Annotated in this window: 12 protein-coding genes; 11 read left to right on the top strand and 1 reads right to left on the bottom strand. The window is 69.0% G+C overall.

Annotation, left to right across the window (positions count from 1 at the left end; translation table 11 throughout):
• Positions 1 to 34: 34 nt before the first annotated feature.
• From ACIRDU_RS29635 to ACIRDU_RS29600, 8 genes are all read left to right on the top strand, one after another.
• Positions 35 to 961 carry a carbohydrate ABC transporter permease gene (locus ACIRDU_RS29635; protein ID WP_403584930.1) on the top strand — a complete coding sequence of 309 codons (927 nt, stop codon included), beginning with the start codon at positions 35 to 37 and terminating at the stop codon, positions 959 to 961.
• A 3-nt stretch (positions 962 to 964) separates the two neighbouring features.
• The gene (locus ACIRDU_RS29630; RefSeq protein ID WP_403584927.1) at positions 965 to 1,888 is read left to right on the top strand and encodes a carbohydrate ABC transporter permease; all 924 of its coding nucleotides are present in this window, start codon (positions 965 to 967) and stop codon (positions 1,886 to 1,888) included.
• Positions 1,889 to 2,312: 424 nt separating this feature from the next.
• The gene (locus tag ACIRDU_RS29625; protein ID WP_403584924.1) at positions 2,313 to 3,524 is read left to right on the top strand and encodes an ROK family transcriptional regulator; all 1,212 of its coding nucleotides are present in this window, start codon (positions 2,313 to 2,315) and stop codon (positions 3,522 to 3,524) included.
• Positions 3,525 to 3,657: 133 nt separating this feature from the next.
• A complete protein-coding gene (locus ACIRDU_RS29620) occupies positions 3,658 to 4,758 on the top strand; it encodes a sugar ABC transporter substrate-binding protein (protein ID WP_403585186.1) in 1,101 nt (366 codons plus the stop codon).
• A 189-nt stretch (positions 4,759 to 4,947) separates the two neighbouring features.
• Complete coding sequence (locus ACIRDU_RS29615) at positions 4,948 to 5,739, top strand: ATP-binding cassette domain-containing protein (protein WP_010033972.1); 792 nt, start codon at positions 4,948 to 4,950, stop codon at positions 5,737 to 5,739.
• On the top strand, positions 5,736 to 7,028 hold the full coding sequence (locus tag ACIRDU_RS29610) for a sugar ABC transporter permease (RefSeq protein WP_403584922.1): 1,293 nt from the start codon (positions 5,736 to 5,738) through the stop codon (positions 7,026 to 7,028). The genes ACIRDU_RS29615 and ACIRDU_RS29610 overlap by 4 nt, the downstream gene beginning before the upstream one ends.
• Before the next feature lie 181 nt (positions 7,029 to 7,209).
• Positions 7,210 to 9,132, top strand: coding sequence for a 1-deoxy-D-xylulose-5-phosphate synthase (gene dxs, locus ACIRDU_RS29605; protein WP_403584919.1), 1,923 nt, complete (start codon positions 7,210 to 7,212; stop codon positions 9,130 to 9,132).
• 164 nt (positions 9,133 to 9,296) lie between these two features.
• The gene (locus tag ACIRDU_RS29600) at positions 9,297 to 10,811 is read left to right on the top strand and encodes an amino acid permease (RefSeq protein WP_403584917.1); all 1,515 of its coding nucleotides are present in this window, start codon (positions 9,297 to 9,299) and stop codon (positions 10,809 to 10,811) included.
• 181 nt (positions 10,812 to 10,992) lie between these two features.
• Here ACIRDU_RS29600 and ACIRDU_RS29595 read toward each other — a convergent pair whose 3' ends face one another.
• The gene (locus ACIRDU_RS29595; RefSeq protein WP_403584914.1) at positions 10,993 to 11,364 is read right to left on the bottom strand and encodes an NTP pyrophosphohydrolase; all 372 of its coding nucleotides are present in this window, start codon (positions 11,362 to 11,364) and stop codon (positions 10,993 to 10,995) included.
• Positions 11,365 to 11,446: 82 nt separating this feature from the next.
• On the opposite strand from ACIRDU_RS29595, the gene ACIRDU_RS29590 reads away from it, so the two are divergent.
• The 3 genes from ACIRDU_RS29590 (at position 11,447) to ACIRDU_RS29580 (ending at position 15,734) form a co-directional block, all read left to right on the top strand.
• A complete protein-coding gene (locus tag ACIRDU_RS29590; RefSeq protein ID WP_403584911.1) occupies positions 11,447 to 12,466 on the top strand; it encodes a hypothetical protein in 1,020 nt (339 codons plus the stop codon).
• A gap of 230 nt (positions 12,467 to 12,696) precedes the next feature.
• A complete protein-coding gene (locus ACIRDU_RS29585; protein ID WP_403584908.1) occupies positions 12,697 to 13,968 on the top strand; it encodes a nucleotide sugar dehydrogenase in 1,272 nt (423 codons plus the stop codon).
• Positions 13,965 to 15,734, top strand: a complete 1,770-nt coding sequence (locus ACIRDU_RS29580; RefSeq protein ID WP_403584905.1) for a glycosyltransferase — start codon at positions 13,965 to 13,967, stop codon at positions 15,732 to 15,734. Before ACIRDU_RS29585 ends, ACIRDU_RS29580 begins: the two co-directional genes overlap by 4 nt.
• The last annotated feature ends 40 nt before the right edge of the window (positions 15,735 to 15,774 follow it).

The following is a 15,774-nucleotide window of genomic DNA, read 5'->3' as shown; positions in this document are numbered from 1 at the left end:
GGAAATCGATTTCCGCAACGGCACCGGAGTGGCGATGCAGCACGGCAAGTACCGGTTCATCGTGGGCTTCCTCGCGCTGCCCCTGGGACTGTACGCGCTCTTCGTGGTCTGGCCGTTCATCCAGTCCATCTATTACTCGTTCACGGACTGGACCGGCCTGAGCCCCGAATTCAAGATGGTCGGTTTCGACAACTACAGCCGCATGCTCGACGACGACATCTTCTGGAAGTCGTTGCAGCACAGCATGCTGTTCGCCCTCCTGCTGCCGGTGGTGACGATCGGCCTCGCGCTGTTCTTCGCCTTCATGATCAATGTGGGCGGCAGAAAGAGGAAGAACGGCCCGGTGATCACCGGCGTCCGGGGCTCCTCGTTCTACAAGATCGTCTACTTCTTCCCCCAGGTCCTCTCGATCGCCATCGTCGCGCTGCTGTTCGCGTTCGCGTACAACCCGGACAGCGGCGCGATCAACTCGCTCCTGCGCGGCATCGGCCTCGACGACGTCCAGCCCCTGTGGCTGGGCGACCCCGACCTGGCGCTGTGGGCCGTGATGGGGGTCCTCGTCTGGTCCACGGTCGGCTTCTTCGTGGTCCTCTTCTCCGCCGGCATGGCCTCCATCCCGGCGGAGATGTACGAGGCCGCGCTCCTGGACGGCGCGAACCGCGTCACCACGTTCTTCCGCGTCACCCTGCCCCTGCTGTGGGACACCGTGCAGTCCGGCTGGGTCTACATGGGCATCCTCGCCCTGGGCGCCGAGTCGTTCGCGGTCGTGCAGATCATGACGACCGGGCCGGGCGGTCCCGACTACTCGACCACCGTCATGGTCCTGTACGTGTACCAGAAGGCGTTCCGTGACGGGCAGGCCGCCTACGCCACCACCATCGGTGTCGCCCTGCTCGTCGTCACGCTGGCCTTCGCCGCCGTGGTGATGCGGCTGGGCCGTCGCGAGCGGCTGGAGTACTGATCGATGAAGACGACCGAAACCCCCGCGCCCCTCCCGGCCGAGTCCGGAGCCCCGATCACCAAGACGGACATCCAGCCGCCGCCTCCCGTGAAGGAGAAGAAGGAGGGCACGCTCCTCAACGTCTTCTCCCACGGCGTCCTGGTCATCTGGGCGTTCATGGTGGTCATGCCACTGCTCTGGGCGGTCATGACCTCCTTCAAGGACGACCGCTCCATCTTCAGCTCCCCCTGGTCCCTCCCGGACTCCCTGCACTTCGACAACTGGTCGCGGGCGTGGACCCAGGCCAACATGAGCGACTACTTCCTCAACACGGTCCTCGTGGTCGGCGGTTCACTCATCGGCACCCTGGTCCTCGGCTCGATGGCGGCCTACGTCCTGGCCCGCTTCGACTTCCCGGGCAACCGCTTCATCTACTACCTGTTCATCGGCGGCATGAGCTTCCCGATCATGCTCGCGCTGGTCCCGCTGTTCTACGTCGTGAACAACATGGGCCTGTTGAACACCATCCACGGCCTGATCCTGGTCTACATCGCCTACTCGCTGCCGTTCACGGTGTTCTTCCTGACGGCGTTCTTCCGTACCCTGCCGACGTCGATCGCCGAAGCGGCCTTCGTGGACGGCGCCTCGCACTCCCGGACGTTCTTCCAGATCATGCTGCCGATGGCCAAGCCGGGCCTGATCAGCGTCGGCATCTTCAACTTCCTGGGCCAGTGGAACCAGTACATGCTCCCCACGGTCCTCAACACCGACCCCGACAAACGCGTCCTCACCCAGGGCCTGGTCCAGCTGGCGGTCAGCCAGGGCTACAAGGGCGACTGGTCCGGCCTGTTCGCGGGTCTGGTCATGGCGATGCTGCCGGTGCTGGCGGCGTACATCATCTTCCAGCGCCAGGTGGTGCAGGGGCTGACGGCCGGCGCGCTGAAGTAGGAGCCGGGGGTTCGCAACCCGGCGTTCCCGGATGCTCGGCGTTGCCGCCCTTAGCGGCACGCATGCCCGCAGCGGGGGCGCTGCCGCCGTACGACGCAAGGGGCCGTGTCGGGGGGTGTCCGCCCGCAGCGGTTGGCGCGTCAACGCCAGTCAGTCGGCGTCCGACCCCATCGCGCCGTTCCGAGGACGGACACCCCCCGGCGCGGCCCCGACCCACCACCCGGCGCAAGGCGCCGCGCGCACCCCCGACAGCCGCCGCAGGCAGAAAGCGCGTACCCCCACATAGCGCTCCGCGACGACGCGCGCACACCCCGGAATCAGTTCAACCTCTTGACGGGAGGCAACCCAAACGGCTCAGCTTAGAGTTCACTAGTTGGACATAGACGGGGTCTCATCGAAGCGGCCCCGTGCGCAGGAGGTCGTCGTGGAGACTCCGGGGTCGCAGTCGTCGCTGCACCGAGCCAACCTGGAGCGGGTCGTACGTGCCGTGCGCCTGGCGGGCTCCCTCACCCAGGCCGAGATCGCGCGGACGACAGGCCTGTCCGCGGCGACGGTCTCCAACATCGTCCGGGAGTTGAAGGACGGCGGCACCGTCGAGGTCACTCCGACCTCCGCCGGCGGCCGCAGGGCCCGCAGCGTGTCGCTGAGCGGCGACGCCGGCATCGTCATCGGTGTCGACTTCGGTCACACCCACCTGCGCGTCGCCATCGGCAACCTCGCCCACCAGGTCCTCGCCGAGGAGTCCGAGCCGCTGGACGTGGACGCCTCGTCCACCCAGGGCTTCGACCGCGCGGAGCAGCTGGTCAGCCGCCTGATCGAAGCCACCGGAGTCGACCGCTCCAAGATCGCCGGCGTCGGTCTCGGCGTCCCCGGCCCCATCGACGTCGAGTCCGGCACCCTCGGCTCGACCGCCATCCTCCCTGGCTGGACCGGCACCAAGCCCGCCGAGGAGCTGCGCGGCCGCCTCGGCGTCCCCGTGCACGTGGACAACGACGCCAACCTCGGCGCCCTCGGCGAGATGGTCTGGGGCAGCGGCCGAGGCGTCCGCGACCTGGCATACATCAAGGTCGCGAGCGGTGTCGGCGCAGGCCTGGTGATCGAGGGAAAGATCTACCGGGGCCCCGGCGGCACAGCCGGAGAAATCGGACATATTACACTCGATGAATCCGGCCCGGTCTGCCGTTGCGGCAACCGCGGCTGCCTGGAGACCTTCGCGGCCGCGCGCTACGTGCTCCCGCTCCTCCAGTCCAGTCACGGCACCGATCTGACCATGGAAGGCGTCGTACGGCTCGCCCGGGACGGAGACCCGGGCTGCCGTCGGGTGATCGCCGACGTCGGCCGCCACATCGGCAGTGGAGTGGCCAATCTCTGCAACTTGCTGAACCCGAGCCGGGTGGTCCTCGGCGGTGATCTCGCCGAGGCCGGTGAGCTGGTGCTCGGGCCGATCCGGGAGTCCGTCGGCCGCTACGCGATCCCCAGTGCGGCACGCCAGTTGTCCGTTCTCCCCGGTGCCCTCGGCGGCCGTGCGGAAGTGCTCGGAGCGCTCGCTCTCGCCCTCAGCGAGATGGGTGATTCGACCCTTTTGGACGGAACTGCCGCAGGCCCGCTGAAGGCAGTCACCCCTGCCTTCACTTAGAGAACGGATGGCACCGTTGCCATCTCGTTAAGGATTTACTTCTTGACGTCGCACGTGTGGCCGAGTTGACTTCCAGCCACCTCGGCCGCAATGTCGCGGCCTCGTCAGGGAGGTTTCTGAAGTGAACACGCGTATGCGTCGCGCCGCTGTTGCTCTTGCCGCCGGTGCGATGGCTGTTTCGCTTGCTGCCTGTGGCAGCGCCAAGGAGTCGGGCGACAACGCCGATTCCACCGGGTCCGCCAAGAAGGGCGACGACATCAAGGTCGGCCTGCTCCTTCCCGAGAACGCGACCGCCCGTTACGAGAAGTTCGACCGTCCGCTCATCCAGAAGAAGGTCAAGGAACTCACCAACGGCAAGGGCGAGGTCGTCTACGCCAACGCCAAGCAGGACGCCAGCACGCAGAACCAGCAGGTCGACACGATGGTGACCAACAAGGTCGACGTGCTGATCGTGGACGCCGTGGACTCCAAGGCGATCGCCGGCTCGGTGAAGAAGGCCAAGGACGCGGGCATCCCCGTCGTCGCCTACGACCGCCTGGCCGAGGGCCCGATCGACGCCTACACCTCGTTCGACAACGAGACGGTCGGCAAGACTCAGGGCGAGGCGCTGCTGAAGGCGCTGGGCGACAAGGCCAAGGACGGCCAGATCGTCATGATGAACGGTTCCTCCACCGACCCCAACGCCGCCCAGTTCAAGAAGGGCGCGCACTCCGTGCTCGACGGCAAGGTCAAGATCGGCCGCGAGTACGACACCAAGGAGTGGAAGCCGGAGAACGCCAACTCCAACATGGAGGGCGCCATCTCCGCCCTCGGCAAGGACAAGATCGTCGGCGTCTACTCCGCCAACGACGGTATGGCGGGCGGCATCATCACCGCCCTGAAGGCCGCCGGCATCGCCGACATCCCGGTCACCGGCCAGGACGCCGAGCTCGCGGGTGTGCAGCGCATCGTCACCGGTGAGCAGTACATGAGCGTCTACAAGCCCTACCCGCAGGAGGCAGACGTCGCGGCCGAGATGGCCGTCGCCCTCGCCCAGGGCAAGTCGCTCGACTCGATCGCCAAGGACAAGGTCGACAGCCCGACCACCAAGGCCATCCCCTCCGTCCTCGTCCCGGTCGTCTCGCTGACGAAGGACAACATCAAGGACACCGTCATCAAGGACGGCATCTACACGGTGAACGAGATCTGCGCGGGCAAGTACAAGGCCGCCTGCGACAAGATCGGCCTCAAGTAACCAGCCGCCAAGTCCCCTGAGGGGCACGGGAGTCCGGACCGGGCTCCCGTGACTCCCGTGCGGGGACCGGTCGCCCCCGAGTTCCTCCGGCGCCCCGCCACATCAGCCCCGCAAGCTCCGCGGGGCGCCGGACGGATCACTCCTCCCACCCTTCTGCACAACCTCCCGCCGGGTCAGGCGGCGAAGGAGATGGTTCACGTGTCCGCTACGCCCGTGCTGGCGTTGCGCGGGGTCTCCAAGCGGTTCGGTGCCGTTCAGGCGCTCACCGACGTAGAGCTTGAGGTCCACGCCGGTGAGGTGGTCGCCCTGGTGGGCGACAACGGAGCCGGAAAGTCCACGCTGGTCAAGACGATCGCCGGCGTGCACCCCATCGATGAGGGTGTCATCGAATGGGACGGCAGGTCCGTCCAGATCAACAAGCCGCACGACGCCCAGAACCTGGGCATCGCGACCGTCTACCAGGACCTCGCGCTCTGCGACAACATCGACGTCGTCGGCAACCTCTACCTGGGCCGGGAGATCCGCAAGCGCGGCGTCCTGGACGAGGTGGAGATGGAGCGCCGCTCCCGGGAACTGCTCGACACGCTGTCGATCCGCATTCCCAGCGTGCGCATCCCGATCGCCTCGCTCTCCGGCGGTCAGCGCCAGACCGTGGCCATCGCCCGTTCCATGCTCGGCGAGCCCAAGCTGGTCATCCTCGACGAGCCCACCGCCGCCCTCGGCGTCGAGCAGACCGCGCAGGTCCTCGACCTGGTCGAGCGGCTGCGCGAGCGCGGCCACGCCGTGATCCTCATCAGCCACAACATGGCCGATGTGAAGGCCGTCGCGGACAAGGTCGCCGTGCTGCGCCTCGGGCGCAACAACGGCGTCTTCGAGGTCAAGTCGACCTCGCAGGAAGAGATCATCTCCGCCATCACCGGCGCCACCGACAACGCCGTGACCCGCCGTGCGGCGCGCACGAACGGGGAGGTTTCCAAGTGAGCATCGACAAGACCTCCGCGGCTCCGGACGACCACGTCGTGGAGAACCCCGAGGCGGCCAAGGCCGCCGTCACGGTCGTCGACCCCCGGCTGCTGGTGCGCGAGCAGGGCCTCGCGGGCTACGTCACCGAGTTCAAGCGGAAGATGAAGTCCGGCGACCTGGGCTCCATCCCGGTCGTCATCGGCCTGGCGATCATCTGGCTCATCTTCACGAGCCTTAACTCCAACTTCCTCACCGCGGGCAACCTGTCCGACATGTCCGTCGCCATGGTCGGCACGGGCATGATCGCCGTCGGCATCGTCTTCGTGCTGCTGCTCGGCGAGATCGACCTGTCGGTCGGCTCGGTCTCCGGTGTGGCGGGCGCGAGTTTCGCGGTGCTGAACGTCACCAACGGCATGAACGAGTGGCTCGCCTTCGTGCTGGCCATCCTCACCGGTACGGTCGCCGGTGTGCTGCACGGCTTCTTCTTCGCGAAGATCGGCGTGCCCGCGTTCGCCGTCACCCTGGCCGGTCTGCTGTTCTGGAACGGCTTCATGCTCCAGATCCTGGGCGACAACGGCACCATCAACCTCGACCCGGACGGGGTCGTGGCCCAGCTGACCAGCTACTACTTCTCCGACGTGGCCGCCGCGTACGCTCTGGCCGCGGTGGTGACCGCCGGGTACTTCCTCAGCTCCTTCTACGGCAACCGGCGCCGCGAGGCCGCGGGCGTGCCGTCGCGGCCGCTGAGCGAGACCATCGTGCGGACCGTCCTGCTGGCGGTGCTCGCCTTCGCCGTCGCCATCGTCTTCAACCAGTACAAGGGCCTGCCGCTCGCCGTGGTGATCTTCATCGCGGTGCTGCTGGTCACGGACTTCGTGCTGCGGCGCACGGCGTACGGCCGGAAGGTGTTCGCGCTCGGCGGCAGCGTCGAGGCGTCCCGCCGAGCCGGTATCAACGTGGAGATGGTCCGGATCTCGGTGTTCGCGATCTCCGGTACCTTCGCCGCGGTGGGCGGCCTGTTCATCGCCTCCAAGATCGCCGCTGCCAACCAGGGCGCCGGCGGCGGTGACCTGCTGATGAACGCGATCGCCGCGGCGGTCATCGGCGGCACGTCGCTGTTCGGTGGCCGTGGACGCACCTGGAACGCGCTGCTCGGTGTGCTCGTGATCGTGTCGATCCAGTACGGCCTGGCCCTGGAGGGCATCGCCTCCCCGGTGCAGTACATGATCACCGGTGGTGTGCTGTTGGCCACGGTCGTCATCGACGCCGTCACCCGTAAGACGCAGAAGACCGCAGGGCGCGCGTAGCGCCGGCAAACACAGCTGTGCCCGGTACCTCCCCGGTACCGGGCACAGCTGTGTTGTAGGTGTGGCACAACATGGGTACAGCCGAACGCGTGACGTACGACGCACAGCCTCGGCGCCGCCCGCGAAGGCGGAACATTAGACTCGACAAGCCCGGCAACAGCTCTACTGCAAGGAGGCACGGGTGCCGCTGCTGACCCGTATCAGGGGACCGCGCGATCTGGACCGGCTCAACCTCGAGGAGCTGAACCAGCTGGCGGAGGAGATCCGGAGCTTCCTCGTCGAAGCGGTCTCCAAGACCGGTGGTCACCTCGGCCCCAACCTCGGCGTGGTGGAGCTCACCATCGCCCTGCACCGGGTCTTCGACTCACCCAAGGACAAGGTGCTCTGGGACACCGGCCACCAGTCCTACGTCCACAAGCTGCTCACCGGCCGCCAGGACTTCTCGAAGCTGAAGATGAAGGGCGGCCTGTCCGGCTACCCCTCGCAGGCCGAGTCCGAGCACGACGTCATCGAGAACTCGCACGCCTCGACCGTCCTCGGCTGGGCCGACGGCATCGCCAAGGCCAACCAGATTTTCGAGCGCGACGACCACGTCGTGGCCGTGATCGGTGACGGGGCGCTGACCGGCGGCATGGCCTGGGAGGCGCTGAACAACATCGCCGACGCCAAGGACCGCCCGCTCGTCATCGTCGTCAACGACAACGAGCGGTCCTACGCGCCGACCATCGGCGGCCTCGCCAACCACCTGGCGACCCTGCGCACCACCGACGGCTACGAGCGGTTCCTCGCCCGCACCAAGGAGGTGCTGGAGCGCACCCCCGTCGTCGGACGGCCGCTCTACGACACCCTGCACGGCGCCAAGAAGGGGCTGAAGGACTTCATCGCGCCGCAGGGCATGTTCGAGGACCTCGGCCTGAAGTACGTCGGGCCCATCGACGGGCACGACCTGGAGGCCCTGGAGTCCGCGCTCGCGAAGGCCAAACGGTTCGGCGGGCCGGTCATCGTGCACTGCCTCACCGAGAAGGGCCGCGGATACCAGCCCGCCCTCCAGGACGAGGCGGACCGTTTCCACGCCGTCGGCAAGATCCACCCCGACACGGGCCTGCCGATCGCCAGCTCCGGCGCCGACTGGACCTCCGTCTTCGGCGAGGAGATGGTCAAGCTCGGCGAGGAGCGCGAGGACATCGTCGCCATCACGGCCGCCATGCTCCAGCCGGTCGGCCTGGACAAGTTCGCCAAGCGCTTCCCCCAGCGGGTCTACGACGTCGGCATCGCCGAGCAGCACGGCGCCGTCTCCGCGGCCGGTCTGGCCACGGGCGGCGTGCACCCGGTGTTCGCCGTGTACGCCACGTTCCTCAACCGCGCCTTCGACCAGGTGCTGATGGACGTGGCCCTGCACAAGTGCGGCGTCACCTTCGTGCTCGACCGGGCCGGCGTCACCGGCACCGACGGGGCCTCCCACAACGGCATGTGGGACATGTCGATCCTCCAGGTCGTCCCGGGGCTGCGGCTGGCCGCGCCGCGCGACGCCGACCAGGTGCGCGCCCAGCTGCGCGAGGCCGTCGCCGTCGACGACGCGCCGACCGTGGTCCGCTTCTCCAAGGGCGCCGTCGGCCCGGCCGTGCCCGCCGTGCGCCGCGTCGGCGGCATGGACGTCCTGCGCGAGCCCGGCACCGAACGGCCGGACGTGCTGCTGGTCTCCGTCGGCGCCCTGGCGCCGATGTGCCTGGAGATCGCCGCCCTGCTCGACAAGCAGGGCATCTCCACGACCGTCGTCGACCCGCGCTGGGTCAAGCCCGTCGACGAGGCCATGGCCCCGCTCGCCGAGCAGCACCGCGTGGTCGTCACCGTCGAGGACAACAGCCGGGTCGGTGGCGTCGGCTCGGCGATCGCCCAGGCGCTGCGCGACGCGGGCGTCGACGTGCCGCTGCGGGACTTCGGCATCCCGCCGCGCTTCCTCGACCACGCCTCCCGCGCCGAGGTCCTCGCCGAGATCGGCCTCACCGCGCCGGACATCGCCCGGCAGGTGACCGGCCTGGTCGCCAAGCTGGACGGACGCTATGAAGGCAGCGCCGTGGACTCCGTGGAGAGCGCGCGCGACTGACGCGGCCGGCAGGGCCGACGCGGCCGAACGGGTTGGAGTTGGGCCGGTTTCCCACCGTGAGGGTGGTGGAACCGGCCCATTGGCGTGAATTGGCCTGTGCCGGGGCATACGGATGGTGCCACCTCTCGATCATGTCGAGGACGACGAGCGTGGGAGGTAACCCCGTGAGCAGTACCCTCTTCCGGACGAAGAAGGTCGAGCAGTCCATCCTCGACACCGAGGAGCCAGAGCACGCGCTCAAGAAGTCCTTGTCCGCGCTGGATCTGACCGTCTTCGGCGTCGGTGTGATCATCGGTACCGGCATCTTCGTCCTCACCGGCACGGTCGCCAAGAACAACGCAGGGCCGGCCACGGCTCTGGCGTTCGTGGCGGCAGGCGTCGCCTGCGCCCTGGCCGCCCTGTGCTACGCCGAGTTCGCGTCCACGGTCCCGGTCGCCGGGTCCGCCTACACGTTCTCGTACGCCTCCCTCGGTGAACTGCCCGCCTGGATCATCGGCTGGGACCTCGTCCTGGAGTTCGCGCTCGGGACGGCGGTGGTGGCCGTCGGCTGGTCCGGCTACATCCAGTCGCTCATGGACAACGCGGGCTGGAACATGCCGACGGCCCTCGGCAGCCGCGAGGGCGCCGACGCCTTCGGCTTCGACATCCTCGCCGCCGCGCTCGTCCTCGTGCTCACCGGCATCCTCGTGGTCGGCATGAAGCTGTCCGCGCGGATCACGTCGATCGTCGTCGCCATCAAGGTGACGGTCGTCCTCGTCGTGATCATCGCGGGCGCGTTCCTCATCAAGGGCGCCAACTACGACCCGTTCATCCCGAAGGAGCAGCCCGTCGAGGCCGGGGCGAGTCTCGACTCCCCCCTGATCCAGCTCATGTTCGGCTGGGCGCCCTCCAACTTCGGCGTGATGGGCATCTTCACCGCCGCCTCGGTCGTGTTCTTCGCCTTCATCGGCTTCGACGTCGTGGCCACGGCCGCGGAGGAGACCAAGAACCCGCAGCGCGACATGCCGCGCGGCATCCTCGGCTCCCTCATCATCTGCACCACGCTGTACGTCCTGGTGTCGATCGTCGTCACCGGCATGCAGCACTACAGCGAGCTGTCCGTCGACGCCCCCCTCGCCGACGCGTTCAAGGCCACCGGGCACCCCTGGTACGCGGGCTTCATCAGCTTCGGCGCCGCGGTCGGCCTGACGACGGTGTGCATGATCCTGCTGCTCGGGCAGACCCGCGTCTTCTTCGCGATGAGCCGGGACGGGCTGCTGCCGCGGTTCTTCTCGCGCGTCCACCCGCGGTTCAAGACGCCGCACCGGCCGACCATCCTGCTCGGCGTCGTCATCGCGGTCCTCGCCGGGTTCACGCCGCTGACGGAGCTCGCCGCGCTGGTGAACATCGGCACGCTGTTCGCCTTCGTGGTCGTCGCCATCGGCGTGATCATCCTCCGCAGGTCCCGCCCCGACCTGCCCCGGGCCTTCCGCACCCCGTGGGTGCCGGTCATCCCGATCCTGTCGGTCTGCGCCTCCCTGTGGCTGATGATCAACCTCCCCGCGGAGACGTGGGTCCGCTTCGCCATCTGGATGGCCGCCGGCTTCCTCGTCTACTTCCTGTACGGCCGCTCCCACAGCCGCCTGGCGCGCGGCGAAGCGACGGAGGAACAGCCGAGCGCGGGCGGCGGCACGCCGTAAGCGGCTGCGGCCCGGCGGCCGTGTGCCTGCGGCGGCCTGCCCGGCTGGGCGGGGGTGCGCGCCTTCGCCTTCCGCCGGGTGGTGGGTTGGGGACCGTACGCGGCTGCGGGGGCTGCCCCGCCGGTCGCGCCCCGCTGCGCCGGGTTGAGGACCCACCCCGCCTCACCCCGACGCCGAGCCTCTACGGACGAACAGACCGCGGCCCCGCCACCTCCGCCCCCAGCTCCGCGACCCGTCGCCGCAGTTCCCGGTCCGCCGTGATCACCAGGACGGGGCGGTCACCGGCCGACGCGACGACCTCGACGATGTGGTCGTCCCCACTGCCCGGCGCCGACGACACCCGTACCCCGGGCACGGGCTCCACTCCCCGCGCCGCCCCTTCCACCACCAGGACGATCTCCACCGGGCCGGGGACGGCGGGGACCCCCTCCGACGCCAGCCGGTCCCGCAGCCGTTCCGCCGCGCCCCTGCGGTCCCGCCACCACCCGTCCGGCACCGACCCGACGACATTCGCGGCGTCGACGACGACGAGGACAGGCGCGTTGGCGTTCATGTGGCCAGGGTCGCACGGGAGATGGGCCCGGGGCAGGGGTGGCCCGGCGCGCCGGGCCCTGTCGGCCGCATAAAGTGAACAGGTGAACGGCGACTGGCTCATCCGCGGCCGCGACGGCCGCCTCACCGTCTATCTGCCCTCCGGCGACGCCGTCCTGTGCCGTGCGGAACGCGGCCCCGCCGGCCCCTGGGAGGACACTCCGCGCACCGTCGGCGGCAGCCAGAAGCTGCACCCGGGCGCGGCGGTCGGCCAGGGCACCGACGGGTACGCCCACCTGGCCGCCTGGCGGCCCACCGTGCCGGGGGAGTCGGGGCTCGTGCACTCCACGCACTTCCGGCCCGGGCTCGCGCCCCTGGACTGGGTTCCGATCGGGCACCCGGACCAGAAGGGCGACCGGACGGGTCCCCCGGCCGTCGCCGTCGACGGCGCGGGGCGCGGCTATGTCTTCGTCCGGAACAAGGGCGGCGGGGTGAGCCTGCGCAACCAGAAGGTCAAGGGCGGCTGGGGAGGCTGGCAGGACCTCGAAGGACATGACGTCGAGGGGGAGTTGGCCGCCGTGGCGGGGGAGTCGGGGCTCGTGGAGGTGTACGCCTGCGTGCCCGGCGGGGTCCTGCACTGGCGGCAGGAGGGGGACGGGAAGAAGCCGGTGCGGACCGAGGGCATCGACGCCCCCGCCCGTCCGGGGACCCTGCGCGCCCTCGCCACGTCCGCCGAGCACACCACCCTCTTCTTCACGGACCTGTCGGGAGACCTGTGCGCCTGGCGCCCCGGTGAGAAGCCGGTGACCCTCCTCACGTCCGCCGGCCCGGGCCCGGTCTCCGCCGTACGGTGTGAGATCGAGGGGCACGACTGCACCGTGCTCGCGCAGCGGTCGGCGAGCGGCCGGGTCGCCTTCGCCGCGTATCCGACCGAGCAGGAGTCGGCCGGTGCCTGGTGGACCGAGTCGGGGCCTCAGCTGCCCGCCGACGCCGTGGTGTCGGTGGCGCTCGACGAGCACGACGAGGTCGTCGCCGCCTCCCTCTCGCCCTCGACCGGGACCGTGCTGCTCACCCGCCGCAAGGACGAGCCGGGGCTCGCGCTGGAGGCCTGGAGGGAGATCTGACCCCCTCCGGCAAGGGGAACTTGCCTCTTCAAGCTGTGGCTCTTGTCGCTCCAGACACACGAGGTGTGTCAAGGGTTGTACAGATGTGTGCGTGACAAGGCGCACCTCGGGTGAACATGGTCAAAAAGTGAAGGTCTTGTTAACCTCCTCGGACTTGTTCGATTTGCTCGGGGGGCCGGTTGCTGCTGCGTCTGGCCGACGTCGTGGCAACGGGGTTGGGGAATGATGTCGTGAGCAGATCCTCCACGGTGGATCTTGTCGTTGTCGGACTCGGTTACGTGGGGCTGCCGTTGGCCAGGTCCGCCGCTGCCGCGGGCCTGAAGGTGGTCGGTCTCGACCGCAGCCGACGGGTGGTCGACGGACTGAACACCGGCCGTTCCCACGTCGACGACATCACCGACGCCGAAGTGCGCGCCATGCTGGAGCAGGGCTTCGAGGCCGTCGACCGGGCCGATGTGATCGCCGATGCCGCCGCGGTCGTGGTGTGCGTTCCCACGCCGCTCACCGATCACGGCGCCCCGGACCTCGGTGCGGTGCACGCCGCCGTCGACGACATCGCCGCGCACCTGACCGCCGGCACCCTCGTGGTCCTGGAGTCCACGACGTACCCGGGTACGACCGACGAGGTCGTCCGGCCGCGTCTGGAGGCCGGAGGCCTGCGGGTCGGTGTCGACTTCCACCTCGCCTTCTCCCCGGAGCGCATCGACCCGGGCAACGCCTCCTTCGGTCTGGAGAACACGCCCAAGGTCGTCGGCGGCATCACGGCCGACTGCACCAAGGCCGCCCGGGCCCTCTACGAGCAGTTCGTGCACCGGGTCGTCGAGGCCAAGGGCACCCGCGAGGCAGAGATGGCCAAGCTGCTGGAGAACACCTACCGGCACGTCAACATCGCGCTCGTCAACGAGATGTCGATGTTCTGCCGGGAGATCGGCGTCGACCTCTGGGACGCCATCCGGTGCGCCTCCACCAAGCCGTTCGGTTTCGCGCCCTTCTTCCCCGGCCCCGGCGTAGGCGGGCACTGCATCCCGATCGACCCCAACTACCTGTCGTACAAGGTGCGTTCGCTGGGCATCCCGTTCCGGTTCGTGGAGCTGGCGCAGGAGATCAACCAGCGGATGCCCGTGCACGTGGTGAACCGGGCCGCCGATCTGCTGAACGACCAGGGCAAGGCCGTGCGCGGCTCCCGCGTGCTGCTGCTCGGCGTGACGTACAAGCCGGACATCTCCGACCAGCGCGAGAGCCCGGCCCTGGCCGTCGCCGAGAACCTCCTCGCGCGCGGTGCCGAGCTCGTCTACTTCGACCCGCGGGTCGAGGACTGGCGTGTCGGCGGTGAGCCCGTCGAGCGGGCGGAGGACTACCTCGCCGCCGCCGAGGCCGTCGACCTCACCATCCTGCTCCAGCCGCACCGGGAGATCGACCTGGAGGAGCTCGCCGACCGGGCCCGGGCGCTCTTCGACACCCGGGGCAAATCCGCCGACCACCCGCGGGTGGTCAAGCTGTGACTGCCGACGATACGTACATACCGGGAGCCGCCGACTCCGGTGGCCGTCGGGCCCACCGCAAGCGGCGGCACCTGAAGGTCTCGTACTTCGTCTTCCTGGGCCTGGCCGCGCTGATCGCCACGCGGCTCGACGCCGGTTCCCTGCACCTGTACTCGATGGGTGCCATGGGCCTGCTGGCCCTGAAGATGTTCGGCGCCCTCTTCTACCGTCCGGCCAAGGCCGGGCGGGAGGAGCTGGAGTACCTGGAGAACGCCTGGGTCACCGCGGTCATCCCGATCTACAACGAGGACCCGGTGATGTTCGAGCAGGGCATGCGCAGCCTCCTCGCGCAGAGCCGCCTGCCCAACGAGATCCACATCATCGACGACGCCAGCGCCAACGACTCCGGCATCCGGGCGGCGAAGAAGATGCGCCGCGAGTTCGAGGCCAAGGGCGTCAAGTACACCGTCAGCGTGCAGCCCGAGAACAAGGGCAAGCGCGAGGCGCTGGCGCTGGGCTTCGAGGCCGCGCCGTACTCCGACATCTTCCTGTGCGTCGACTCGGACACCGTGCTGTCCCGCGACACCGTGCGCGAGCTGCTGCTGCCGCTGGCCGACGAGAAGATCATGGCCTCCACCGGCATGGTGCTGGCGCTCAATCACGACAGCAACATCTTCACCCGCCTCCAGGACCTGCGCTACGGCAACTCGTTCCTCTTCGAGCGGGCCGCCTACTCGCGGCTGAAGTCGGTGCTGTGCTGTTGCGGCGCGCTCTCCGCGTACCGCGGCACGCTGGTGCGCAAGTACCTGCCGGACTTCCTCAACCAGCAGTTCCTGGGCAAGCCGGCCGTCTTCGGCGACGACCGCCGCATGACCAACTACTGCCTGATGGAGGGCCAGGTCGTCTTCCAGGAGACGGCCGTCGGCTACACGGCCGTCCCCGAGAAGCTGCCGCACTTCCTGCGCCAGCAGGTGCGCTGGAACAAGTCCTTCTTCCGCGAGTCGCTCTGGGCGTTCCGGCACCAGAAGAAGTACCGCCCGGCCTTCTGGCTGACCTGCATGGAACTCGCGCTGTGGCTGGTCTTCGGCTCGGCGATGTTCTACTCGATGGTCATCCTGCCCATCATCAAGCCCCAGCAGTTCCTCAACCACATCGGCGACTACCTGGTCTTCATGGTCCTGATGGGCTACCTCCGCAATGTGCGCTACCTCGACTTCCCGCGCCGCGGCATGGGCTTCGTCAAGCGCTTCGGCATGTTCCTGCTCGCGCCGATCTACGGCGTGATCCAGCTGACGCTGCTGACCCCGCTGCGCTTCTACGCCCTGTTCACCCTCCACAAGGGCAGCTGGGGCACCCGCCAGGGCGGTGTCGAGGTGTCCGTCGCCGGGGACCACGAGCACGATGTGACGGAGATCTTCGAGGAAGAGGACCCGTACTCCGACAAGAAGGTCACCGAGACGCTCCAGCTGATGCGTCTGGAGGGCGTGGCACTGCGCACCCGGCCCCGTCCGACGGGTGGCATCCCCTCCCAGCCGCAGCCGATCCCCGGGTACGACGAGGAGCAGCACGCGGCCGTTCCGCAGCAGCGCGTGAGCTGGGGGGCGCCGGCACCGGCCGGGCAGCCGCAGTGGCTGGACGGACACCCCGGGCACCACGACCCGTACCAGCAGCAGTACCCGGGTCAGGGCGGCCACGTCCCGCAGCAGGGCGGCTATCCGCACCAGGACCCGTCGTGGCCACAGGGCCAGGGGCAGGGCCAGGGATACGGGCAGGGCGGCGGCTGGTAGAGCCGCAGGAGAACGAAGAGAGGGGCGGCCGGGGGGCCGT

Source organism: Streptomyces sp. NPDC093598, from assembly GCF_044764825.1.
GTDB lineage: Bacteria > Actinomycetota > Actinomycetes > Streptomycetales > Streptomycetaceae > Streptomyces.
The sequence above is the reverse complement of the archived record's forward strand: the minus strand, read 5'-3'. Positions and strand labels throughout refer to the sequence as shown.

Bases quoted from the DNA above. Each gene is read 5' to 3' on its own strand.
- ACIRDU_RS29615 (WP_010033972.1), top strand. From the start codon at position 4,948: ATGGTTCACGTGTCCGCTACGCCCGTGCTGGCGTTGCGCGGGGTCTCC.
- ACIRDU_RS29620 (WP_403585186.1), top strand. From the start codon at position 3,658: ATGCGTCGCGCCGCTGTTGCTCTTGCCGCCGGTGCGATGGCTGTTTCG.
- ACIRDU_RS29635 (WP_403584930.1), top strand. From the start codon at position 35: ATGCAGCACGGCAAGTACCGGTTCATCGTGGGCTTCCTCGCGCTGCCC.
- ACIRDU_RS29630 (WP_403584927.1), top strand. From the start codon at position 965: ATGAAGACGACCGAAACCCCCGCGCCCCTCCCGGCCGAGTCCGGAGCC.
- ACIRDU_RS29595 (WP_403584914.1), bottom strand. From the start codon at position 11,364: ATGAACGCCAACGCGCCTGTCCTCGTCGTCGTCGACGCCGCGAATGTC.